This is a genomic window from Pseudomonas sp. DE0157 (genome assembly GCF_007678615.1).
GTDB classification, from domain to species: Bacteria; Pseudomonadota; Gammaproteobacteria; order Pseudomonadales; family Pseudomonadaceae; genus Aquipseudomonas; species Aquipseudomonas parafulva_B.
This window is the reverse complement of sequence record NZ_VEJN01000014.1, coordinates 1-22,685: the sequence shown is the minus strand read 5'-3', so window position 1 is coordinate 22,685 and position 22,685 is coordinate 1. Positions and strand designations below refer to the sequence as shown.

Genomic DNA, 22,685 nt, shown 5'->3' with positions numbered 1-22,685 from the left:
GGCAAGCCCGCATGATGCCCGCCGTACAGCTGTGCAATGTCAGCCGTTTTCAGGGTGACGTGCCGGTGCTTCACGGCATCGACCTGCTGATCCCCAGCGGGCAGACGTGCGCTGTCATCGGCCCGTCCGGTTCGGGCAAGAGCACGTTGCTGAACCTCATTGGGCTGCTGGACCGCCCTTGCGCAGGCCAGGTATGGATCGGTGGTACCGACATGACAGGGGCCAGCGCCGACCAGCGCGCCGTGATGCGTAACCGCCTGATTGGCTTCGTCTTCCAGAGTTTCAACCTGCTGCCGCGGTTATGCGCCCTGGACAACGTGGCGTTGCCGCTGTCGTATCGAGGGCTGCGCTTGCCCGTTGCCCGCCAGCTCGCCGAGGTGCAATTGCGTGCCGTTGGCCTTGCCAGTCAGGCTGGCAAGAGGCCCGCCGAGATGTCCGGCGGTCAGCGCCAACGTGTGGCGATCGCGCGTGCGTTGGTCACCGAGCCGAACCTGCTGGTGGCCGATGAGCCCACCGGGAGCCTTGACGCCCAGACCGGTGAGCAGGTTCTGCACCTATTGCTAACGCTCAACCGGGAGAGGGGCACTACATTGCTGGTGGTCACCCATGATTCCAAGGTGGCACGCAGACTGCAGCGACGGGTACGCGTCGATCAAGGCAGGCTGAGCGATGCATGAGCCCTACGGCCCTGGCTGGCAGCAACGTCTGAGCGAGGCACTGGAGAACGTGCGGTTGATGGGGCGTCGTGCCTGGCTGGCCTGGTTGGGTATCGGCGTGGGCTGCGCATCGGTAGTGGCGTTGCTGAACATGGGGCATAGCGCGGCGCAGCATGCGCGGCAGCTGTACGAGGACCTTGGCAGTGAGCTGATGGTCGCTGAACTGCAGCGCGAGGGCACAGCAGGCTCGAAAGCCGAACCTGATCTGACCGCCATGTCGGCGTCCGTACGGGCGGCCGTCGCGATCAGCGTGGCTGCGGCCAGCATTCGCCGTGCTGGCCTGCAGCAGGAGGCGATGATAATCGGCAGCGGCGCTGGCCTTGCCAGGTTGTTGAAGCTGGACGTGGACGAAGGTCGCTTGCTGTCGGCGCATGACGACAAGGCACCCCACGTGGTGCTGGGCAGCATCCTGGCCAGGCAGCTGGACGCCAAGACGGGCGATCGGTTGCAGATAGGCGGTTACGTGTATGACGTCGTTGGCTTGTTGGTCTCGACCGGTGACAACCCGCTGTTGCCGGTCATGCTCGACCAGGCCGTGTGGATGCCATTGGCAGGCATGCGCCGATTGACGCCGACGCCGGAGGTGAGCCTGGTGCTGGCACTGGGGCGCGACGTGCAGTCCCTGGCGTTGGCAGCCGATCACCTGTCCGCTTACCTGCAGATGCAGTTGCCGCGCCACCAGGTGCTCGTCAGGTTGCCCAGTCAACTGTTGGCGGGCATGACCGCTCAATCGCAAATGCTCACGTGGCTGTTGGCCGGGTTTGCCGGCATCGCCTTGTTGCTGGGCGGCATCGGGGTGATGAACATCATGCTCATGACGGTGGCCGAACGACGCCGAGAAATCGGTATTCGCCTTGCATTGGGCGCGCGGGCACAGGATATCGGCTGGTCATTTCTGCTCGAAGCCATGTTGCTGTCAGGCACAGGGGCGGTTGGCGGGGCCTTGATCGGCGTACTGGCCGCCTGGTTTTTGCCCTGCTGTCCGGGTGGCCTACTGGGCTGGCCCTGGCCGCGGTGCCGCTTGGCATGGTCAGTTCAGTGACCGTAGGGGTTGCCTGCGGGGTATACCCAGCGGTTGCGGCAGCAAGGTTGCAGCCGGTGGAGGCGCTGCGTGAAGACTAGTTGGCTGGCGCTGGCCTGGGTGTTGTCCATTCCCATCGCAGCCCGGGCAGATGCGGTCAGCGCGTTGGCCCTGGCCCGGACCGATCCAGTGCCGCTTCAACTCGATGAAGCCGTGGCCTTGGCATTGCGTGAAAACCGTGCCATTCGAAGCGCCCACCTCAAGCGTGTGGCGGACAGGTTCGACCTGCGCGTGGCGCGCGACCGATACGCCCCGCAGTTGCTCAAGGCGCGCTACCTGCGTCACCGCGATCAGAACGACCGCCAGCGCGATGTGCAGCTCGTGCCTGCCGCCAGCCTGCTGACCCCCTTCGGTACACGCCTGGACCTTGACTGGTCTTATGACCACATCGAGATTGAGGGCCAACGGCCCCGCCAACGGGACGGAGCGAACCTGACCGTGGTCCAGCCCTTGCTGCGCGGCGCTGGCGTGGACGTCGCCACCGCCCCCTTGCGTCAGGCGCAACTGTCGGAGCAGCTCAACCGATTGGCCTTGCGCGAAACCGTGGGGCAGACCATCAGTCAGGTCATCCTGCTTTATCGAGCCTTGCTCCGTGCCCAGGAGCAGCAAAAGATCGCCGACCAGGCCTTGCAGCGTGCCCGGCGTTTGGTCGACGTGAACCGGGCGCTCATCGAAACCGGCCGCATGGCAGCGTTCGACATTGTTCAGACGCAAGCGGAAGTGGCCAACCAGGAGTTGGCCCGGGAGAACAGTCACCGGCAACTGGAAGAAAGTCGCCTGGCACTGGCCCAGACCTTGGCCATTGACTTGAGCACGCCACTGCTGGCCGTGGATGAGATCGAGCCACGCCAGGTCCACCTTGACACTACCCGTGCGCTCGCCCGGGCCAAGGCTCTGCAACCGGCCTACCTCATGCAGCAGCTCACAGGCGAGCAGCTTGCCGTGGATCTGCTGTTGGCCAAGGACCAGCAGCGCTGGGACCTGTCGCTGGTTGCCGGCGCCGCGCAGGCCCACGAAAGGCCCGGCCTGCAGGCCAGCTGGCGGCATTACGTCGGGCTGGAGCTGGCGATCCCCATCGGTGACCTTCAGGTACGACAAGCTCAGGTGCGCACGCAGGTTGCGCTGCAAGAACATGCCCTGGGGCAGGCCGAAACAGACCAACAGCTGCAACGCGAAATCTTCAACGCCGTGAAGGATATTCAGGGGCGATGGCGGCAGTTGCAGATCGCCGGCCGGGCGCTGGCGTTATCCCGGTGCAAGCTTGCGATCGAGCAGGAAAAACTGTCGCTCGGCCGCTCAAGCAACTTCGAGGTCCTGAGCTTTGAAAGTGACCTTCGCTATGCTCAGCATGCGCGTCTGGATGAGGCTATCGCCTATCTCAATGGTCAGACAAGCCTTGACCAACTGCTGGGCACGACCCTCGAGCGCTGGGGGGTTGTACTCCATGACTAACTGGCGCAACGGTCTGCTGCTGCTAGTGCTGAGCGTCGGATTCGGCGCGTGGTATCAGGGGGCCGCTCAGTGCAGCCTGAGACGGCGCGATGGGTGCGCATCGAGCCGCAAACGCTCGAGCAACGACTGGGCTTGGTCGGTCGCCTCCAGGCTGCGCGTCAGGTGACGGTGAATGCGCCCTTCGAGGGACGGGTGGCAGCGGTTTTGGCACAGCCCGGGCAGCAGGTAGGCGCGGGTGATCCACTGTTCACCCTCGATACCGAACAGCTCGACATCGAATTGCGCATGGCTCAGGCAGCCTGGTTGAAAGCCCGCCGCTACGCGGACGTACTGGAGCACTGGACCACCGGTCCCGAGGTGGCCAGGGCGAAACGGAACCTGAGCAGCACCCGCAATGCGCTGTCCACAAGTCAGCTGGACCTGGAGGAAAACCGGCGCCTTTTCGAGCGCGGTATCGTCGCGGGTATGGAAGTTCGTAGCCTGATCCAGCTGGTCGACATGCATGCGCAGGCGGTGCTTGAGGCCGAGCAGGCGTTGGAGCAGACCCTTGCACAAGGTCAAGGCGACGCCCTTCAGATTGCCCGTATGGAACTGCTGAACGCCGAAGCTCAGTACCATGCGCTGCTCGCGCTGCATGGACAACGCACCGTCAATGCGCCTTTGAGCGGCGTTGTCGTCCCTGCCAAGACCGCAGGCGTCAATCAGGTCGTGCCCTTGCAGGCTGGCCAACACGTCGCGCGCGGCGTGCCAGTGCTCGAGCTCATCGGCCTGGACCGATTGCAGGTGCTGGCAACAGTCGAGGAGCAGGACTTGCCTAACGTACAGCAAGGGCAGCAGGTGCGAGTCAGCGTGGCCGGGCAGCACCTTGAAGGCAAACTAGGCCCCATCGCTCAGCAACCCAAGACGCTGGATGGCGCAGGGGCCTGGTATGAGGTGGTGGCCGAACTCGAGCTGCCTGCCGAGCCAGCCCGCTCTAGCTTGCGCCTGGGCATGAGCGCGCAGGTGGACATACGTATCTCGAGCAAGGCCCAGGCGTTTGTCATCCCGCCAGAGGCGCTGCAGCGCAGCAGCGCAGGTGAGCACGTTGTGTGGTTTCGTGAGGACCCTGGCCAAGCGCCGAGCGAGGTGACCGTCAGCGTGGACGGCATAGGGCCGCAGGGGGTCGAGGTGTCAGGGCTGGGGGCAGGGTACGTCAGGTTACCCTGATGCCCCGCCGCGCTCGGCGCCCTATGCTTCGGGCTGATCGCGCAAGAACACCAGGTGATCGACCTTCGACTGCTCGGCGCTGTAGTAATACCCCTGCACGTCGAACTGCTTGAGCTGCGTTGGGTCACTGATGCGCTCTTCGATGACAAAGCGGCTCATCATGCCGCGCGCCTTCTTGGCGTAGAAGCTGATGATCTTGTGCTGGCCGTTTTTCAGGTCCTTGAAGTCCACATTGATCACCCGGGCCTTCAGGGCGCTGCGCTTGACCGCGCTGAAATATTCGTTGCTGGCCAGGTTCAGCAGCAGATCATCGCCCTGTTCGGCCAGGGCCTCGTTGAGCCACTCGCTGATACGCGTGCCCCAGAACGCGTAAAGGTCCTTGCCGCGGGCGTTGGCCAGCTTGGTGCCCATTTCCAGGCGGTAGGGCTGCATCAGGTCCAGCGGGCGCAGCAGGCCGTAGAGGCCGGAGAGCATGCGCAGGTGATCCTGGGCGTAGCTGAGGTCGTCCTCACCCAAGGTCTGGGCGTCCAGGCCGGTGTAGACGTCACCTTTGAAGGCCAGCAGGGCCTGCTTGGCGTTCTCTGGCGTGAACGTGGGTGTCCAGCTGCCGAAACGCGCGGCGTTCAGGCCCGCGAGCTTGTCGGACAGGTGCATCAGTTCGCTGATCTGCGCCGGGCTCATTTCTCGCAGCTGCTCGATCAGTTCCTGGGAATGGTCGAGGTGGCGGGGCAGGGTGAAGCGCTCGGTCACCGGTGGGGTGTCGTAGTCGAGGGTCTTGGCGGGGGAAATCACCGTCAGCATCGGATCTGCTCCTGGCATCAAAGAGCGGGATTCTAAGGGTTGGACGAGGCAAGTCCAAACTATGGCGACAATAGTCAACGCCCATGGCCGATGCAGCGGCTATAGTGCCTGTTTTCCTTGAACGGAGCCCTGACCGTGCGCGTCGTTTCAGCCCTGCTGACTGGCCTGTTGAGCCTGGCCGTGCAAGCCGCCCCTTCCACGCCGGCCAGCCTGGACCGTGGCCTGTGGCCCGAGCAACTGGACAACCCTGCGCTGTTCGATGTGGCGTCGCGGGCCGAAATCCTCTCGTTCGCCCGGGTACTGCACGAGAACGAGCTGCTCGACGAGAACGCCCTGGCAGCCCGATTGGGCCTGCGGCAGGTCAACTTGCAGAAGATCAGGCAGGTGCGGGCGCGGCTGTGGCAGCGTCTTTGGCAGGGTTATCAACAGGCGCAACGCAGTTGCGAGCAAGATGCGTCCTTTTGCTATGCGGTGACGTCGATGGCCGAACTGCGCTTGCAAGCTGCGACCTTCGCCACCGATGTGGGTGAGTTCTACACCGGCTGGATCGAGCCCAGCCGGCAATTTCATGAGCAGTACCTGAACGAGCAACTGCGCAAGGCGGCGTTGTTGCCCCAGACCAGCAGCGAAGTACAGCGGCTGTCTGCAGCCGAGCGCAACGGCGATGAACTCAATGACCGGCTGTTTCTGCTCACCTTTGCCGGTGGGCCGGGCGCGGCGGCAGGCACCACCGACGAGCTGACTGCCTACTTGCGCAAGCAGAAACTCGATGGGACGTTCTTCGTGCTCGGCAGCCGTTTGCAGCAACGTCGCGACGGCGAGTCGCTGGCGGCCCTGCGGCGCTTGTATGCTGGCCAGTGCGTAGGCATTCAGGGGTGGGAATACCGGTCCCATGCGCAGTGGACGGATTGGCAGGCCTCGATCAGCCGCAGCCAGGCACGGGTGCGGGCAGACCTGCCCGAGCAGTATGTGCCGCTGTTTCGCCCACCGTATGGCCAGCGGCGGGCCGACGGCCAGGCGTTCATGCAGCGTCAGCAGTTGCAGGTCTCGCTGTGGGATATCGATGCGCAGGACGACTCGGGCTTGAGTGCGCAGGCCTCAGCCGAGCGTGTGTTGACCTTGATGCTGCTGTGGCGCAAAGGCGTGATCCAGTTTCACGACGCCTTGCCCAAGGCCAGGCCTGCGGTGCAATGGCTGCTTGAGCACACCGCGCAAAGCGGCATTGGTTGGCAGGATTGTCGCGAATATGGACAGGGCGAGTAGCAACCTGACTTCTGACTGTAGACCTGCTTGGCGTTGGCGCCAAGGCCTGTTCGTCAATCGGAAAAATAAAGTTGGCAATCGCATGAAAATGCTTTTTCCGGTCATGGCTTTTGCGGTATGAAGAAACCAGACAGCCGATTCCTGCAGCACAGGTGGCGTCACATCGGTCCACCTGGCCAGATCGCTTCCCGCCCGTAACAACGCGGATACGGGAAGAACGGCAGTCACCCCGCGGCGTAACAGACCACGCCGTGCCGCTTCGACATAAGGTGACCGAGTATGGATGACCAAGGACGCACCCCTTCCTCCAGCAAGCCAATCCTCTATGTGCTCGATACCAACGTCCTGATTCACGACCCCAACGCATTACTCAACTTCGAGGAGCACCACGTCGCCATTCCCATGACGGTGCTGGAGGAACTCGACAAGCTCAAGGCCGGTAAGCAAAGCATCGCTGCCGAATGCCGCCAGGCCATCCGCCTGATCGACCAGACGCTGGGTGATGCCTCGCCTAGCGTGGTGGAGCAGGGGGTACCCATCCAGCGTGGCAAGAGTGGGCCAAAAGGGTATCTGTCCATCCTGATGACTCCGCGCAACGAGCCGAACAAGCTGTTGCCCGAAACCCTCAACGACAACATCATCATCAATCAGCTGCTCGAAGTCAGGGCACGGCGCACCGACCTGGACGTGGTGCTGGTCACCAAGGACATCAACATGCGCCTGAAGGCGCGCGCCTGCGGCATCGCCGCCGAGGACTACAGCACCGACCAGCTGGTCGACGACGTGTCGCTGTTGTCCAAGGGCTATCATTCGGTCACCGGCTCGTTCTGGGACCGGGTCAGCAAGGTCGACACGCGTCAGGAACGTGGCCGTACCTGGCACCGGGTGCAACTGGCCGAGCCGCTGCCTGCGGTGCACGTGAACGAGTTCATCATCGATGAGCAAGGGTTCGTCGGCTGGATCAAGGGCACGCGCGAGGGCGAACTGCTGCTGCTCGACCTGCACCAGGAGCCGCTGCTGCATCAGGAAGCCTGGGGCCTGAAACCGCGTGACATTCATCAGAGCCTGGCGCTGTTGGCGCTGCTCGATCCGGATATCCACCTGGTCAACCTGACCGGGGCGGCGGGGTCGGGCAAGACCATCCTGGCACTGGCGGCGGCCATCGAGCAGACCATGGTCAGCAAGCGTTACCGGCGCATCATCGCCACCCGAAGCGTGCAGGGGCTCGACCAGGAGATCGGTTTTCTGCCGGGAACAGAGGCCGAGAAGATGGAGCCCTGGCTGGGCGCCATTACCGATAACCTCGAAGCCTTGCACATGGACGATGAAAGCACCCACGGCAGTGTCGAGTACATCCTCGAACGTGTGCCGCTGCAGTTCAAATCGCTCAACTACATCCGTGGTCGCAGCTTCCAGCAGAGCCTGATCCTCATCGATGAGTGCCAGAACCTCACGCCGCACCAGATGAAAACCATCATCACCCGTGCTGGCGCGGGATCGAAGGTGGTGTGCCTGGGTAACCTGGCGCAGATCGATACACCGTACCTGTCCGCGACCAGTTCGGGCCTGACCTACCTGACCGAACGCTTCAAGGACTTCCCCCATGGCGTGCACATCACCCTGCAAGGGGTGCCTCGGTCGGTGTTGGCCGAGTTCGCCGAGTCACACATGTAGTAGCCCCGCACGCCGGGCGGTTCACCGCCCGGCGGCTTCGGGCCGCAATGCGTCGGCCTGGCCCCTGCTCAAACCTGACCCACCGGTTTACACTCTCAGCTCCCTTCACAGGAGCAGAGCAGTGCTGACACATCTTGATTCCCAAGGGCGGGCCAACATGGTCGACGTCACTGAAAAAGCCGTGACCGAGCGCGAGGCCACGGCCGAAGCGCGCGTGCGCATGTTGCCGCACACCCTGCAGATGATCGTTGACGGTGAGCACCCCAAGGGTGATGTCTTCGCCGTGGCGCGCATCGCCGGCATCCAGGCGGCGAAGAAGACCAGCGACCTGATTCCGTTGTGTCATCCGCTGATGCTGACCAGTGTCAAGGTCGAGCTCAGCGCCGAGGGCAGTGATGCAGTGCGTATCGTCGCCCGGTGCAAGCTGGCCGGGCAGACCGGTGTGGAGATGGAAGCGCTGACGGCGGCCAGCGTAGCCGCGTTGACCCTCTATGACATGTGCAAGGCCGTGGACAAGGGCATGGTCATCGAGCAAGTGCGCCTGCTGGAGAAGCTGGGCGGCAAAAGCGGCCCGTACAAGGTGCAAGGCTGATGAAGATCAAGGTGATGTATTTCGCTCGCTACCGGGAGCGGCTGGAGCGCGGCAGCGAGTCGCTCGAAGGGACGTTCAGAGTAGTGGACGATGTGCGCCTGGCGTTGGTGGGTAGAGGCGAGCCTTACCAGGTGCTGGCCGAGCAAAACCTGATGTGCGCGCGCAACGAGGAATTGTGCAGGCTGGATGAGCCTGTGCAAGACGGCGACGAAGTGGCCTTCTTTCCGCCTGTGACTGGAGGTTGAGCATGGCCGTTCGGGTACAGGAACGCGCTTTCGATCCGGGCGTTGAGACCAACGCCTTGCATGCGGCCAACGTAGGTGTCGGGGCAGTGGTCAGTTTCATCGGCTACGTGCGGGACTTCAACGACGGCCAGGAGGTGGCGGGCATGGTGCTCGAGCATTATCCCGGCATGACCGAAAAGGCCCTGGCCAAGATCGTGGCCGAGGCACAGCAGCGCTGGCCGTTGTTGAAGGTCGAGGTGCTGCACCGCGTGGGGCATTTGGCGCCCGGCGAGCCGATCGTGTTCGTCGGCGTGGCCAGTGCCCATCGGCAGGCCTCGTTCGAGGCTTGCAACTTCATCATGGATTACCTGAAGACCCGGGCACCGTTCTGGAAGAAGGAAACGACCGGGCAAGGGGAACGATGGGTGGAAGGACGTCAGAGCGATCAGGACGCGGCAGGGCGATGGGGATAGGGGGGAGCGATTGACCTTGGGCTCTGCACGAACGCCCGGGGAGCTGTGATGCCCAGGGCCGCTGCGCGGCCCATCGAGGCCGGTCCGGCGGCCAGGAGCATGGGCAGATCGACCTGACCGACCCAACCCGATCAGGCGTGCTTGCGCGGCACCGGCTTGAGCAACTCCTCAGGCGGCATCTCGCACTTGATCTTGCGCCCCAGCAGCGTCTCGATCGCAGGCAACTGGTACGAATCATCTTCGCCAGCAAAGCTGATCGATACGCCACTGGTGCCTGCCCGGCCGGTACGGCCGATCCGGTGCACGTAGTCGTCAGGGTCTTCCGGCAGGGTGAAATTGATGACATGGCTGATGCCGTCGATATGGATCCCGCGTCCAGCCACATCGGTCGCCACCAGCACCGTGATGCGCCCCTCACGGAAGTTCTCGAGGGTACGGATACGCTTGTGCTGAGGTACATCGCCGGACAACTGCGCGGCATTGACGCCATCGCGTACCAGTTTTTCCTCGATACGGCGTACTTCGTCCTTGCGGTTGGCGAACACCATCACCCGTTCCCACTTGTTCTGGGTCACCAGGTTGTACAGCAGCTTGTACTTGTCGCTGCCAGCCACCGCATAAACGTGCTGCTCGACCGTTTCGCTGGCCACGTTCTCGGGCTCGATCTCGACGATGGCGGGATTGGTCGTCCACTGCTTGGCCAGGTTCATCACGTCATCGGTAAAAGTGGCCGAAAACAGCAGCGTCTGGCGCTCGCTCTTGGGCGGCGTCTGGCGAATGATCTGGCGCACCTGCGGGATGAAGCCCATGTCCAGCATGCGGTCGGCTTCGTCCAGCACCATCACCTCGACCATGTCCAGGTGCACCTCGCCACGCTGGTTAAAATCCAGCAGGCGGCCGGGCGTAGCCACCAGGATGTCGCAGTGCCGTGCTTCCAGAGCCTTGAGCTGCTTGTCGAAGTCCATGCCGCCGACGAAGCTCATCACGTTCAGGCCGGTGTATTTGGTCAAGGCGACCGCGTCCTTGGCGATCTGCACCACCAGTTCGCGGGTGGGGGCGATGATCAGTGCGCGTGGCTCGCCCATGTAGCGTTCCTTGGGCGGGGGCGTCTGTTGCAGCTGGGAAATGATCGAGATCAGGAACGCGGCAGTCTTGCCCGTACCGGTCTGGGCCCTGCCGATCGCATCCTGGCCGCGCAGCGTGAAGCCCAGCACTTGCGCCTGGATCGGCGTGCAGTAGGGGAAACCCAGGTCGTGAATGGCGTGCATTAGCTCGTTGGAAAGTTTGAAATCGTGGAAACGCGTCTTGCCCTCCTGGGGCTCGACCACGAAGTCCTCCGGTTTCCACAGGCTGGCCTGGGGCTTGGGTTTTGGCTTGCGCTCTCGACGCGGTTTGTCGCTGGCAGGCTTGGTAGCGGCAGGTTGTACAACCTGGGCGGCAGGCTGGCTGCGCGCAACGGCAGGGGCCGATGGCGCATGGGCCTGGGGGGCCGCTGGCGCCGGGGCAATGCTGGCAGCGGGCGCAGTGGCCTGGGGGGCAATGTCTCCCTTGCCGAATATTTTCTTGAGTGCCTTGAGCACGGTCATCTCGTCAATTGGTTAAGGAATGTACGCCGGGCAGTGTAATGCAAGATCCCTGCTCGGCGTAGTGCAATGGCCTTGAACGACTCGTGCGCGCGGCTTACTGAAGTTGCGTGGTCAGCCATTGGAGGATGTCGTTCAGCTCTTCGACGACCACTTCATGTTCCATTGGGTACTCGTGCCAGCGGGCAGCGACGCCCCAGGTGTTCAGGTACTCGAAGGCCGTACGTCCCATCGATGGGATCACCACCGGGTCGTGCACGCCATGCAGGCACAGGGCCGGGGTGCGTTGCTGGCACGCGCTCAGCGTGTGCTCGTCAGCGAAGGTGGGGGCATAGGTGGAGAGGGCCAGCACGCCACCCAGGGCTTCCTGCCACTTTATATAGGCCGTGTGCAGCACCACGGCGCCCCCTTGGGAGAACCCGGCCAGGAAGATGCGCGACAGGCTGATGCCCTTGGCCTGCTCGGCCTTGATCAAGGCGATGACCTGCTCGGCCGAGGCATCGAGCTCGGCCTCGTCGATGGCCCTGGCCGGCGTCATGGCCTTGATGTCGTACCAACTGGGCATGGCGTAGCCGCCGTTGATGGTCACCGACCGGGTCGGCGCCTGGGGCATGACGAACCGGGTCGTGAGCAGATGCTGCTGCATGAATTCGGCCACCGGTAGGAAGTCGTAACGGTCCGCGCCCAGGCCGTGCAACCAGATCACACAGGCATCTGCGGCTTTTTGAGGTTCGAGAATGAGTGGGTCGGTCATGGCTGCTCCGAAAACGTGCGTGTGGAAGAGGTCGTGCTTGAAAAGAAGGCGCGCGCCCGGCGAGTCGGAAAAAGAATGTCGCAACGATGCAACTTTCCCTACTTGACTCGTGCTTAAACGCTCAAGCCACGCAATCTGGTACGCGGTTTGCACTTCCATCTGTGATGCAAAGGACAGGCCGAGACGGTAACACCCTTTGCACGCGAAGGCTGTCACAGAACAGCCCATTGCGCCAAGTGACCCAATAACAAGCCAATACGGGTCGGATGCGCCTCAAAAGGGTGCGGTGCAATTCCGGCTCGATACAACAAGAGCGATTTGGAGGTTGTGAATGAAGATGTTGAAAACCACCCTGGCAGTCCTGACCGCTGCCGCTGCCCTGGGCGCTGTGAGTACGGCCCAGGCCGGGGCGACGCTCGATGCGGTTAAGAAGAAGGGCTTCGTCCAGTGTGGCGTGAGTGACGGTCTTCCTGGCTTCTCGGTTCCGGATGCACAAGGCAAGATCGTCGGGATCGACGCCGATGTCTGCCGCGCCGTGGCGGCAGCCGTGTTCGGGGACGCGACCAAGGTCAAGTTCAGCCAGCTCAACGCCAAGGAACGCTTCACCGCGCTGCAATCGGGCGAAGTCGACGTGCTGTCGCGCAACACCACCTGGACCAGTTCGCGCGATGCCGGCATGGGCCTGATGTTCACCGGGGTCACCTATTACGACGGCGTAGGTTTCCTGGTCAACAAGAAGCTTGGCGTATCCAGTGCCAAGGAGCTCGATGGCGCGACCATCTGCATCCAGGCCGGCACCACGACCGAACTGAACGTATCGGACTTCTTCCGCGCCAACGGCCTGAAATACACTCCCATCACCTTCGACACCTCGGATGAAAGCGCCAAGTCCCTGGAGTCTGGCCGTTGCGATGTGCTGACGTCGGACAAATCTCAACTGTTCGCCCAGCGTTCCAAGCTGGCTGCCCCAGCTGACTACGTGGTACTGCCGGAAACCATTTCCAAGGAACCGTTGGGGCCGGTCGTGCGCAAGGGTGACGAGGAGTGGTTCAGCATCGTCAAGTGGACCCTGTTCGCCATGCTCAATGCCGAAGAAGCCGGCATCACCTCCAAGAACGTCGAGGCCGAGGCCAAGGGCACCAAGAACCCGGACGTGGCGCGTCTGCTCGGTGGCGACGGCGAGTACGGCAATGACCTCAAGCTGCCCAAAGACTGGGTAGTGCAGATCGTCAAGCAAGTGGGCAACTACGGCGAAGTGTTCGAGAAGAACCTTGGCCAGAGCACCGACCTGAAGATCGACCGTGGCATGAATGCCTTGTGGAACAACGGCGGCATCCAGTACGCACCCCCTGTGCGCTGATGGTTGCACCTGCGGCGGCATCCCGCCGCCGCAGGCGGTCCGCTACCCTTTTCTTCGGGGCATTTCATGCAAAATCCAATTGGCGCACGAAAGGGTTTATCCCTGAGCGATCCACGTGTGCGCGCGTGGCTGTTCCAGCTACTGACCATCGTCTTCGTGGTCGGTCTGGGCTGGTACCTGTTTCACAACACGCAAACCAACCTGCAGCACCGGGGCATCACCTCGGGGTTTGACTTTCTTGACCGCAGTGCCGGCTTCGGCATCGCCCAGCACCTGATTCCCTACGTGGAGTCGGACAGCTACGCGCGGGTGTTCGTCATCGGGCTGCTTAACACCTTGCTGGTGACCCTCATCGGCGTGGTGCTGGCCACCCTGCTGGGCTTCATCATCGGTGTCGCCAGGCTGTCGCCGAACTGGATGATCAACAAGCTGGCTACCGTGTATGTGGAAACCTTCCGCAACATCCCGCCGCTGTTGCAGATCCTGTTCTGGTACTTCGCCGTGTTCCTGACCCTGCCAGGGCCGCGGGGCAGCATCAACATCGACGACGCGTTCTTCATCAGCAACCGCGGCCTGAACATGCCTGGGGCCTCCATGGCAGAAGGCTTCTGGCCCTTCGTGGCTGCCCTGCTGATAGCTGTGCTGGCGACCGTGCTGATGGTGCGCCGAGCCAACCGGCGCTTCGAAGAAACCGGCCAGCCGTTTCACAAGTTCTGGGTAGGGCTGGCGCTGATGATCGCCATCCCAAGTGCCTGTGTGCTGTTGTTCGGCAGCCCCGTGCAGTGGGAGGTGCCGCAACTCAAGGGCTTCAACTTTGTCGGCGGCTGGGTACTGATCCCTGAACTGCTGGCGTTGACCCTGGCCTTGACGATCTACACGGCGGCGTTCATCGCTGAAATCGTGCGCTCGGGCATCCGTTCGGTCAGCCACGGCCAGACCGAGGCTGCGCGTTCGCTAGGGCTGCGCGAAGGGCCAACCTTGCGCAAGGTAATCATCCCGCAGGCGCTGCGCGTGATCATTCCACCGCTCACCAGCCAGTACCTGAACCTGGCGAAGAACTCCTCGCTGGCCGCAGGCATCGGCTACCCGGAAATGGTTTCGTTGTTCGCCGGCACCGTGCTCAACCAGACCGGCCAGGCCATCGAAGTGATCGCCATCACCATGAGCGTCTACCTGGCCATCAGCATCAGCATTTCGCTGTTGATGAATTGGTACAACAAGCGCATCGCGCTGATCGAACGGTGAGGACACGCCTGTGAATGCTCATGTTTTCAAACCTGACATGCCGCCTCCGGTCAAGACCGTCGGTGTGCTCGCCTGGATGCGTGCCAACCTGTTCTCCAGCTGGCTCAACACCCTGCTTACCCTGTTCGCCATCTACCTGGTCTGGCTGATCGTGCCGCCGCTGCTGCAGTGGGCGTTGATCGACGCGAATTGGGTGGGCACCACCCGTGCCGACTGCACCAAGGAAGGCGCCTGCTGGGTGTTCATCCAGCAGCGTTTCGGCCAGTTCATGTATGGCTACTACCCATCCGAGATGCGCTGGCGGGTGGACCTGACGGTATGGCTGGCGGTGCTGGGCGCAGCGCCGCTGTTCATCCGCAGCTTCCCGCGCAAGGCGGTCTACGGCCTGGGGTTCCTGGTGCTGTACCCGTTGGTGGCCTACACCCTGCTGCACGGCGGACTGTTCGGCCTGGAGACGGTACCGACCAGCCAGTGGGGTGGCCTGATGCTGACGCTGGTGATCGCCACCGTGGGCATCGTCGGGGCCTTGCCCCTGGGGATCGTACTGGCACTGGGGCGGCGCTCGCGCATGCCGGCGGTGAAAGTGGTGTGCGTAACCTTCATCGAGTTCTGGCGAGGCGTGCCACTGATCACGGTGTTGTTCATGTCGTCGGTGATGCTGCCGCTGTTTCTGCCCGAGGGCATGAGCTTCGACAAGCTGCTACGGGCCATGATCGGGGTGATCCTGTTCCAGTCGGCGTACATCGCCGAAGTGGTACGTGGGGGCCTGCAAGCCATCCCCAAGGGGCAGTACGAAGCCGCCGCCGCCATGGGGCTGGGCTACTGGCGCTCGATGGGGCTGGTGATCCTGCCCCAGGCGCTCAAGCTGGTTATCCCTGGCATCGTCAACACCTTCATCGCCCTGTTCAAGGACACCAGCCTTGTGATCATCATCGGCCTGTTCGACCTGCTCAACAGCGTCAAGCAAGCTGCCGCCGACCCGGCCTGGCTGGGCATGGCCACCGAAGGCTATGTGTTCGCCGCCTTGGTTTTCTGGATTTTCTGTTTCGGTATGTCCCGCTACTCCATGCACCTGGAGCGCAAGCTGGACACTGGCCACAAGCGTTAGGAGTTTCGAAATGAGTGAAGCGATCAAGCAGCCTGCCGGCCCCGAAGGCATCATCCAGATGCAGGGCGTGAACAAGTGGTATGGCCAGTTCCATGTGCTCAAGGACATCAACCTCAATGTTCGCCAGGGCGAGCGCATCGTGCTGTGCGGGCCCTCGGGCTCGGGCAAGTCCACCACCATCCGCTGCCTGAACCGCCTGGAAGAACACCAGCAAGGGCGAATTGTGGTTGACGGTGTGGAGCTGACCAACGACCTCAAGCAGATCGAGGCCATCCGCCGCGAAGTGGGCATGGTGTTCCAGCACTTCAACCTGTTTCCGCACCTGAGCATCCTGGAAAACTGCACTTTGGCGCCCATGTGGGTGCGCAAGATGCCCAAGCGCAAGGCCGAGGAAATCGCCATGCACTACCTGGAGCGAGTGCGTATCCCGGAGCAGGCGCACAAGTACCCAGGGCAGTTGTCCGGTGGTCAGCAGCAGCGCGTGGCCATCGCCCGGGCGTTGTGCATGAAGCCCAAGATCATGCTGTTCGATGAGCCGACCTCGGCGCTGGATCCGGAAATGGTCAAGGAAGTGCTCGATACCATGGTTGGCCTGGCCGAAGATGGCATGACCATGCTCTGCGTGACCCACGAAATGGGCTTTGCCCGCACTGTGGCGAATCGGGTGATCTTCATGGACAAGGGCGAGATCGTCGAGCAGGCGTCACCGGACGATTTCTTCGACCGGCCACAGAGCGACCGCACGCGCTTGTTCCTTAGCCAGATTCTGCATTGAGGCAGTAGAAGGGCGATTGGCCTGCGTGGCGCCGCAGGCCAACCCAAGCGCCCACGTGCTGGGCACTTGCGTTACTTTTCTTCCTGCTTGGCCACCGGCGCTGGCGGTGGCCGCAGACCCACCTCAGCGATCAGCTTGAGCTGCTGACCGTTGCGCATTACCTCGATGGTGATCTTTTCGTTGGGCTTGATGCGCGCCACCTGGTTCATCGACCGGCGGCCATCGCCCGCCGGCTCGCCGTTGATGCTCAGGATCACATCCCCCAACTGCAGACCGGCCTTGGCTGCCGGGCCTTCGCGGAAAATGCCCGCCACCACGATGCCTGGCCGGTCCTTCATGCCAAACGACTCGGCAAGCTCTGCGCTTAGCGGCTGAACTTCGATACCCAGCCAGCCCCGGATGACCTGGCCGTGCTCGACGATCGACTTCATCACCTCAAGGGCCAGCTTCACTGGAATGGCGAAGCCGATGCCTTGCGAGCCACCTGACTTGGAGAAGATGGCAGTGTTGATGCCGATCAGGTTGCCGTTGGCATCCACCAGGGCGCCGCCCGAATTGCCCGGGTTGATCGCCGCGTCGGTCTGGATGAAATCTTCGTAGTTGTTCAGGCCCAGCTGGTTACGGCCGGTGGCGCTGATGATACCCATGGTCACGGTCTGGCCGACCCCGAACGGGTTGCCGATCGCAAGGGACACGTCGCCGATGCGAATGGTATCGGAGCGCCCGATGGTGATGGCCGGCAGTTTCTTCAGGTCGATCTTGAGCACCGCCAGGTCCGTCTCCGGGTCGCTGCCGATCACCCTGGCCAAGGTTTCCCGGCCATCCTTGAGCGCCACGACGATCTGGTCGGCGCCGCTGGTCACATGGTTGTTGGTCAGCAGATAGCCCTCGGGGCTCATGATCACCGCCGAGCCCAGGCTGGACTCCCAGCGGCGTTGCTTGGGCAGGTTGTCGCCGAAGAACCGGCGGAACTGCGGGTCTTCGAACAGCGGGTGCGAGCTCTTGTTCACCACCTTGGTGGTGTACAGGTTGGCTACCGCAGGTGCAGCCAGGGTAACGGCGTCGGCATAGGAGACCGGGCCCTGCACCACCTGCGTGGACTGGGGCGCCTGTTGCAGGTTGACATCCTGACTGGGCAAGCCGACCCACTCCGGAAAGCGTTGGATGATCAGGGCGGCGATGAGCACGCCGGTGAGCAGGGGCCAGCCAAAGTAACGCAGAGCCTTGAACATGAACGAATCCTGGAAAGAGCCGCGGCCTGGGGCCGCGCAGTGGAGCGTGGGCGCGCGATCATACACCGGTTCCCCCAGTGCCGACGACGGCCCATAATGGCCGGCATTATACGGACCTTCTCCAGGCCTTGCGCCTGGCAGGCACGCAGTTTTTTCGAGGAGATTTCCCATGGCCGTCGCGCTGAGTACATTGGTCGAAGAAGCCGAGCGCTACCTGGGCAGCAGCAGGATCCAAGACTATTGCCCCAACGGCTTGCAGGTCGAAGGCCGGCCGCAGGTCGGGCGCATCGTCACTGGCGTGACCGCCAGCCAGGCCTTGCTCGATGCAGCCGTTGAGGCTCAAGCCGATCTCGTGCTGGTGCACCATGGTTATTTCTGGAAGGGGGAAAACCCCTGCATCACCGGCATTCGCCAGCGACGCCTGAAAACCCTGCTCAACAACGACATCAGCCTGCTGGCCTTTCACCTGCCGCTCGACGTCCATCCGGAAGTGGGCAACAACGTGCAGCTGGCGCAACAGCTTCAGATCACCGTAGAGGGCCCGCTCGACCCAGACAACCCGAAGGTGGTCGGGCTGGTCGGGTCGCTGGCCCAACCCATGATTGCCCGCGATTTCGCCCGCCGTGTGCAGGATGTGCTGGGGCGTGAGCCGTTGCTGGTCGAGGAAGACAGAGTCGTTCGTCGTGTGGGATGGTGCACCGGCGGCGGGCAGGGGTACATCGACACGGCGATCGCGGCCGGGGTGGACTTGTACCTGACCGGCGAAGCGTCGGAACAGACCTACCACAGCGCCCGCGAAAACGGCGTGAGCTTCATCGCCGCAGGGCACCATGCGACCGAGCGCTACGGCGTGCAGGCATTGGGCGATTACCTGGCACGGCGTTTTGCCGTGGAGCACCTGTTCATCGACTGCCCCAATCCGATCTGACCGACCTGTCGGCGCAGGCCGCGTGGCAATGGGTTGGCAGGCTTGAGCGCCGACCCGCAGCCCAAACCCTCAGTCATATGGTTAGACGCTTTCGATCTATCCAGGCGCCTAAATAGAAGCATCTGCTGTGATAGAGTGGCTCGCTCGAACACGGCCCGCTGGCCGTCCATAAGATCGTTTTTCGTGAGTAGCCATGGTCGACAAACTGACGCACTTGAAACAGCTGGAGGCGGAAAGCATCCATATCATCCGCGAGGTGGCCGCCGAGTTCGACAACCCGGTCATGCTGTACTCGATCGGCAAGGATTCCGCCGTGATGCTGCACTTGGCGCGCAAGGCTTTCTTCCCGGGCAAGCTGCCGTTCCCGGTGATGCACGTCGACACCCAGTGGAAATTCCAGGAGATGTACCGCTTCCGCGACAAGATGGTCGAGGAAATGGGGCTCGACCTGATCACCCACGTCAACCCCGAGGGTGTGGCCCAGGGCATCAACCCGTTCACCCATGGCAGCTCCAAGCATACCGACATCATGAAGACCCAGGGCCTCAAGCAGGCGCTGGACAAGCATGGTTTCGATGCCGCTTTCGGTGGCGCGCGCCGCGACGAAGAAAAGTCGCGTGCCAAGGAGCGCGTGTACTCCTTCCGTGACAGCAAGCACCGCTGGGATCCGAAGAACCAGCGCCCTGAGCTGTGGAACGTGTACAACGGCAAGGTTAACAAAGGCGAGTCCATTCGTGTGTTCCCTCTGTCGAACTGGACCGAGCTGGACATCTGGCAGTACATCTACCTCGAAGGCATCCCGATCGTGCCGCTGTACTTCGCCGCCGAGCGCGAAGTCATCGAGAAGAATGGCACCCTGATCATGATCGACGACGCGCGCATCCTCGAGCACCTGTCCGAGGAAGAAAAAGCCCGCATCGTCAAGAAGAAGGTGCGTTTCCGTACCCTGGGCTGCTACCCGTTGACGGGCGCCGTGGAGTCCGAAGCCGAGACGCTCACCGACATCATTCAGGAAATGCTCCTGACCCGCACCTCCGAGCGCCAGGGCCGGGTCATCGACCACGACGGCGCCGGGTCCATGGAAGACAAGAAACGCCAGGGCTATTTCTAAGCTTCAAGCGGCAAGCTGCAAGAGCAATCGAGCGCGCAGCGTTCGAACCTTGTGGATTGCCGCCTGCATGGCCCGCGAGCGCTCCAGAATGCCAAGTGGGTTGATCAACCTAATTTCTAACTAGTTGTACGCCGACAAGCTTGCCGCTTGAAGCTGACAGCTTGGAGCTTGAATGAGATGAGTCACCAATCCGATTTGATCAGCGAAGACATCCTCGCTTATCTGGCTCAGCACGAGCGCAAAGAACTGCTGCGTTTCCTGACCTGCGGCAACGTGGATGACGGCAAGAGCACCTTGATCGGGCGCCTGCTGCATGACTCGAAGATGATCTACGAGGATCACCTCGAAGCCATCACCCGTGATTCGAAGAAGTCCGGCACCACAGGCGAGGAAGTGGACCTGGCGCTGCTGGTCGATGGCCTGCAGGCCGAGCGTGAGCAGGGCATCACCATCGACGTGGCCTACCGTTACTTCTCCACGGCCAAGCGCAAGTTCATCATTGCCGACACCCCGGGCCACGAGCAGTACACACGTAACATGGCGACCGGCGCATCCACCTGCGACCTGGCCATCATCCTGGTCGATGCCCGCTACGGTGTGCAGACCCAGACCCGCCGCCACAGCTACATCGCCTCGTTGCTGGGCATCAAGCACATCGTGGTCGCCGTCAACAAGATGGACCTCAAGGGCTTCGATGAAGGCGTCTTCGAGTCGATCAAGGCCGACTACCTGGCCTTCGCCGAAGCCATCAACCTGACGCCGAGCAGCCTGCACTTCGTGCCGATGTCCGCGCTCAAGGGTGACAACGTGGTCAACCACAGCGAGCAGTCGCCGTGGTACACCGGCCCGACATTGATGGAAATCCTGGAAACCGTGGAAGTGGCGGCCGACCGCAACTTCACCGACCTGCGTTTCCCGGTGCAGTACGTCAACCGCCCCAACCTGAACTTCCGTGGTTTTGCAGGCACCCTGGCCAGCGGCGTGGTGCACAAGGGCGATGAAGTCGTCGTGCTGCCGTCGGGCAAGAGCAGCCGGGTGAAGTCCATCGTCACCTACGAAGGCGAGCTGGAAAGCGCAGGCCCGGGTCAGGCCGTGACCCTGACCATGGAAGACGAGATCGACATCTCCCGTGGTGACCTGCTGGTGCATGCCGACAATGTGCCGCCTGTGACCGACCAGTTCGAAGCCATGCTGGTGTGGATGGCCGAAGAGCCGATGCTGCCGGGCAAGAAGTACGACATCAAGCGTGCGACCAGCTACGTGCCGGGTTCGATTGCCAGCATCACCCACAAGGTGGACGTCAATACCTTGGAAAAAGGCGCTGCCAGCGCCTTGCAGCTGAACGAGATCGGTCGCGTCAAGGTATCCCTGGACAGCGCCATTGCGCTGGACGGCTACGAGAGCAACCGCACCACCGGTGCGTTCATCGTCATCGACCGCCTGACCAACGGCACCGTGGGCGCCGGCATGATCATCGCCCAGCCTGTACTGCCCCATGGCAGTGCCGGGCAGCATGGCAAGTCGGCGCATGTCTCGACCGAAGAGCGTGCCCTGCGCTTTGGCCAGCAGCCGGCGACCGTACTGTTCAGCGGCCTGTCCGGCGCTGGCAAGAGCACCCTGGCCTACGCTGTGGAGCGCAAACTGTTCGACATGGGCCGTGCCGTTTATGTACTCGACGGGCAGAACCTGCGCCATGACCTGAACAAGGGCCTGCCACAGGATCGCGCTGGCCGTACCGAGAACTGGCGCCGCGCCGCCCATGTGGCGCGCCAGTTCAACGAAGCCGGCTTGCTGACCCTGGCCGCCTTCGTGGCCCCAGATGCCGAAGGCCGCGAACAGGCCAAGGCCCTGATCGGCAAGGACCGCCTGGTGACCGTCTACGTTCAAGCCTCGCCACTGGTCTGCCGCGAACGCGATCCGCAGGGCCTGTATGCGGCCGAAGGCGATAACATTCCAGGTGAGAGCTTCCCGTTCGATGTGCCACTGGATGCCGATCTGGTGATCGATACCCAGGCCACCAGCGTGGAAGAAGGGGTCAAGCTCGTGCTGGATGTGTTGAGGCAGCGTGGGGCGATCTAATCGCTGGCTTGCAAAAAAACCCGCTTCGGCGGGTTTTTTGTATACGCGTAATCCGTTGCTTTTGCGGGTTCCGTAAGAGCAACTGTCTTGCTGAGAATCTGAAAGGTTGCGCAACCAGGAGCTATAGCCGCGAACACTGGCAAAACTGGTGCCATTCACCGCCGCGTGCAAAGAGTCTTCCCTAAGCCTCAGAGCTGTATCCATACCCGGAAGGCTAGCGATTTTTAATTCTGAATCCTGCAAGCTCCTCTGACGCTCTCCACTCCAAGAGCCGCGCCATGCCTTGTTCGGAGCATCCTTCTCTTTCGTCGCCGGTGTCGGTTAAGGGTGTTCGCCGTGGCATATATCTTCTATTAGGGAGCAGGCGCTCATGATGTATTCAGACGGATCCTACAAGTTAAAACTTACTCCGTCAGGTAAGCTTCAATTGCTCATTGAAAATATGAGTGTGCTTTTAGACACAAAAAGCGCCGTTATAAATTCCAGCAGTGGAGGGGCTGTATGGCTTTGCGTAGTGAATTAATGCCACCCAAACTTGATGAGAAACTAGTTTTGAAGCTTACTAGTCTTTCTGAGGAAATAGACTGCGGGGAACGCGACCTGACGGAACACATGGTTCTCGAGTTTAATCAGCTAGCTTCAACTTCCTTTGATTTCCTGGATTTTCAAGGCATCTACGGTGGCCAAGATCATGACACTTGGGTCCGTAAAGTCCTATACGAACCCTATATCAAACCGGTTCCCGACGTTACTACCGATGAGCTGGTTGAGATGATGCGAAGGGTCATGGAGTGTGATGGGGCTGAACATGAGGTTGATTTTTGGTTATTTATGTTGGAGGCGGTATGTGTCAAGGTAGTTGTCGTGTCTTGCCTAACCGACTTGCTGCTGGGCGTCTCGCTCACGATTCAGATACACATGGTCAGGCAGCTTCCAGCTGCGGATTCCTCTAGCCCAGCGCTCTGGATTCCCACGCTGAGCCACCGTGTAGACCTGTTCACGCTGCTTCAGCGCAGCAGCATCCTGCC

Annotated in this window: 21 protein-coding genes; 17 read left to right on the top strand and 4 right to left on the bottom strand. The window is 62.0% G+C overall.

What is annotated here, in order from left to right:
* The first annotated feature begins 11 nt into the window (after nt 1–11).
* From FS777_RS16560 to FS777_RS16545, 4 genes are all read left to right on the top strand, one after another.
* Nucleotides 12–677 carry an ABC transporter ATP-binding protein gene (locus FS777_RS16560; RefSeq protein WP_145256486.1) on the top strand — a complete coding sequence of 222 codons (666 nt, stop codon included), beginning with the start codon at nt 12–14 and terminating at the stop codon, nt 675–677.
* A complete protein-coding gene (locus tag FS777_RS16555; protein WP_145256483.1) occupies nt 670–1,758 on the top strand; it encodes an ABC transporter permease in 1,089 nt (362 codons plus the stop codon). Before FS777_RS16560 ends, FS777_RS16555 begins: the two co-directional genes overlap by 8 nt.
* 69 nt (nt 1,759–1,827) lie before the next feature.
* A complete protein-coding gene (locus tag FS777_RS16550; protein ID WP_145256479.1) occupies nt 1,828–3,249 on the top strand; it encodes a TolC family protein in 1,422 nt (473 codons plus the stop codon).
* Between the two features lie 69 nt (nt 3,250–3,318).
* Nucleotides 3,319–4,455 carry an efflux RND transporter periplasmic adaptor subunit gene (locus FS777_RS16545; protein ID WP_145256476.1) on the top strand — a complete coding sequence of 379 codons (1,137 nt, stop codon included), beginning with the start codon at nt 3,319–3,321 and terminating at the stop codon, nt 4,453–4,455.
* Nucleotides 4,456–4,476: 21 nt separating this feature from the next.
* Here FS777_RS16545 and yaaA read toward each other — a convergent pair whose 3' ends face one another.
* Nucleotides 4,477–5,256: a peroxide stress protein YaaA gene (yaaA, locus tag FS777_RS16540; protein WP_058637179.1), complete on the bottom strand. Its 780-nt coding sequence runs from the start codon at nt 5,254–5,256 to the stop codon at nt 4,477–4,479.
* Between the two features lie 135 nt (nt 5,257–5,391).
* Here yaaA and FS777_RS16535 point away from each other — a divergent pair, with 135 nt between their 5' ends.
* The 5 genes from FS777_RS16535 (at nt 5,392) to moaE (ending at nt 9,482) form a co-directional block, all read left to right on the top strand.
* Nucleotides 5,392–6,519, top strand: a complete 1,128-nt coding sequence (locus FS777_RS16535; protein WP_078478029.1) for a polysaccharide deacetylase family protein — start codon at nt 5,392–5,394, stop codon at nt 6,517–6,519.
* Nucleotides 6,520–6,798: 279 nt separating this feature from the next.
* On the top strand, nt 6,799–8,193 hold the full coding sequence (locus FS777_RS16530; protein ID WP_023534350.1) for a PhoH family protein: 1,395 nt from the start codon (nt 6,799–6,801) through the stop codon (nt 8,191–8,193).
* 121 nt (nt 8,194–8,314) lie between these two features.
* Nucleotides 8,315–8,785 (top strand): cyclic pyranopterin monophosphate synthase MoaC, encoded by a 471-nt coding sequence (gene moaC / locus FS777_RS16525; protein WP_023534451.1) that lies wholly within the window; start codon nt 8,315–8,317, stop codon nt 8,783–8,785.
* Nucleotides 8,785–9,030 carry a MoaD/ThiS family protein gene (locus FS777_RS16520; protein ID WP_058637177.1) on the top strand — a complete coding sequence of 82 codons (246 nt, stop codon included), beginning with the start codon at nt 8,785–8,787 and terminating at the stop codon, nt 9,028–9,030. The genes moaC and FS777_RS16520 overlap by 1 nt, the downstream gene beginning before the upstream one ends.
* A 2-nt stretch (nt 9,031–9,032) precedes the next feature.
* A complete protein-coding gene (gene moaE, locus FS777_RS16515; protein ID WP_145256473.1) occupies nt 9,033–9,482 on the top strand; it encodes a molybdopterin synthase catalytic subunit MoaE in 450 nt (149 codons plus the stop codon).
* Between the two features lie 131 nt (nt 9,483–9,613).
* Here the strand turns inward: moaE and rhlB are convergent, their stop codons facing one another.
* A complete protein-coding gene (rhlB, locus tag FS777_RS16510; RefSeq protein ID WP_058637232.1) occupies nt 9,614–11,062 on the bottom strand; it encodes an ATP-dependent RNA helicase RhlB in 1,449 nt (482 codons plus the stop codon).
* A gap of 100 nt (nt 11,063–11,162) precedes the next feature.
* The gene (locus FS777_RS16505; RefSeq protein WP_058637175.1) at nt 11,163–11,819 is read right to left on the bottom strand and encodes an alpha/beta hydrolase; all 657 of its coding nucleotides are present in this window, start codon (nt 11,817–11,819) and stop codon (nt 11,163–11,165) included.
* A gap of 331 nt (nt 11,820–12,150) precedes the next feature.
* Between FS777_RS16505 and FS777_RS16500 the strand changes: the two genes are divergently transcribed.
* The 4 genes from FS777_RS16500 (at nt 12,151) to FS777_RS16485 (ending at nt 16,307) form a co-directional block, all read left to right on the top strand.
* Nucleotides 12,151–13,179, top strand: a complete 1,029-nt coding sequence (locus FS777_RS16500) for an amino acid ABC transporter substrate-binding protein (RefSeq protein WP_145256471.1) — start codon at nt 12,151–12,153, stop codon at nt 13,177–13,179.
* 66 nt (nt 13,180–13,245) lie between these two features.
* Nucleotides 13,246–14,424 carry an amino acid ABC transporter permease gene (locus FS777_RS16495; RefSeq protein WP_058637174.1) on the top strand — a complete coding sequence of 393 codons (1,179 nt, stop codon included), beginning with the start codon at nt 13,246–13,248 and terminating at the stop codon, nt 14,422–14,424.
* A 10-nt stretch (nt 14,425–14,434) separates the two neighbouring features.
* Nucleotides 14,435–15,532 carry an amino acid ABC transporter permease gene (locus FS777_RS16490; protein ID WP_058604933.1) on the top strand — a complete coding sequence of 366 codons (1,098 nt, stop codon included), beginning with the start codon at nt 14,435–14,437 and terminating at the stop codon, nt 15,530–15,532.
* Nucleotides 15,533–15,542: 10 nt separating this feature from the next.
* Nucleotides 15,543–16,307, top strand: coding sequence for an amino acid ABC transporter ATP-binding protein (locus tag FS777_RS16485; RefSeq protein WP_058637173.1), 765 nt, complete (start codon nt 15,543–15,545; stop codon nt 16,305–16,307).
* 71 nt (nt 16,308–16,378) lie between these two features.
* Here the strand turns inward: FS777_RS16485 and algW are convergent, their stop codons facing one another.
* Entirely contained in the window at nt 16,379–17,539 is a 1,161-nt protein-coding gene (algW, locus tag FS777_RS16480) for a Do family serine endopeptidase AlgW (protein ID WP_023534328.1), read from the bottom strand.
* Nucleotides 17,540–17,708: 169 nt separating this feature from the next.
* Between algW and FS777_RS16475 the strand changes: the two genes are divergently transcribed.
* The 4 genes from FS777_RS16475 to FS777_RS16450 all read left to right on the top strand — a co-directional run.
* Complete coding sequence (locus FS777_RS16475; RefSeq protein WP_145256467.1) at nt 17,709–18,467, top strand: Nif3-like dinuclear metal center hexameric protein; 759 nt, start codon at nt 17,709–17,711, stop codon at nt 18,465–18,467.
* 193 nt (nt 18,468–18,660) lie between these two features.
* On the top strand, nt 18,661–19,578 hold the full coding sequence (cysD, locus tag FS777_RS16465; protein WP_058604935.1) for a sulfate adenylyltransferase subunit CysD: 918 nt from the start codon (nt 18,661–18,663) through the stop codon (nt 19,576–19,578).
* 177 nt (nt 19,579–19,755) lie between these two features.
* Nucleotides 19,756–21,657 (top strand): sulfate adenylyltransferase subunit CysN, encoded by a 1,902-nt coding sequence (gene cysN / locus FS777_RS16460; RefSeq protein ID WP_027914462.1) that lies wholly within the window; start codon nt 19,756–19,758, stop codon nt 21,655–21,657.
* Between the two features lie 501 nt (nt 21,658–22,158).
* On the top strand, nt 22,159–22,685 hold a 527-nt coding region (locus tag FS777_RS16450; RefSeq protein ID WP_145256461.1), incomplete at its 3' end, for a hypothetical protein.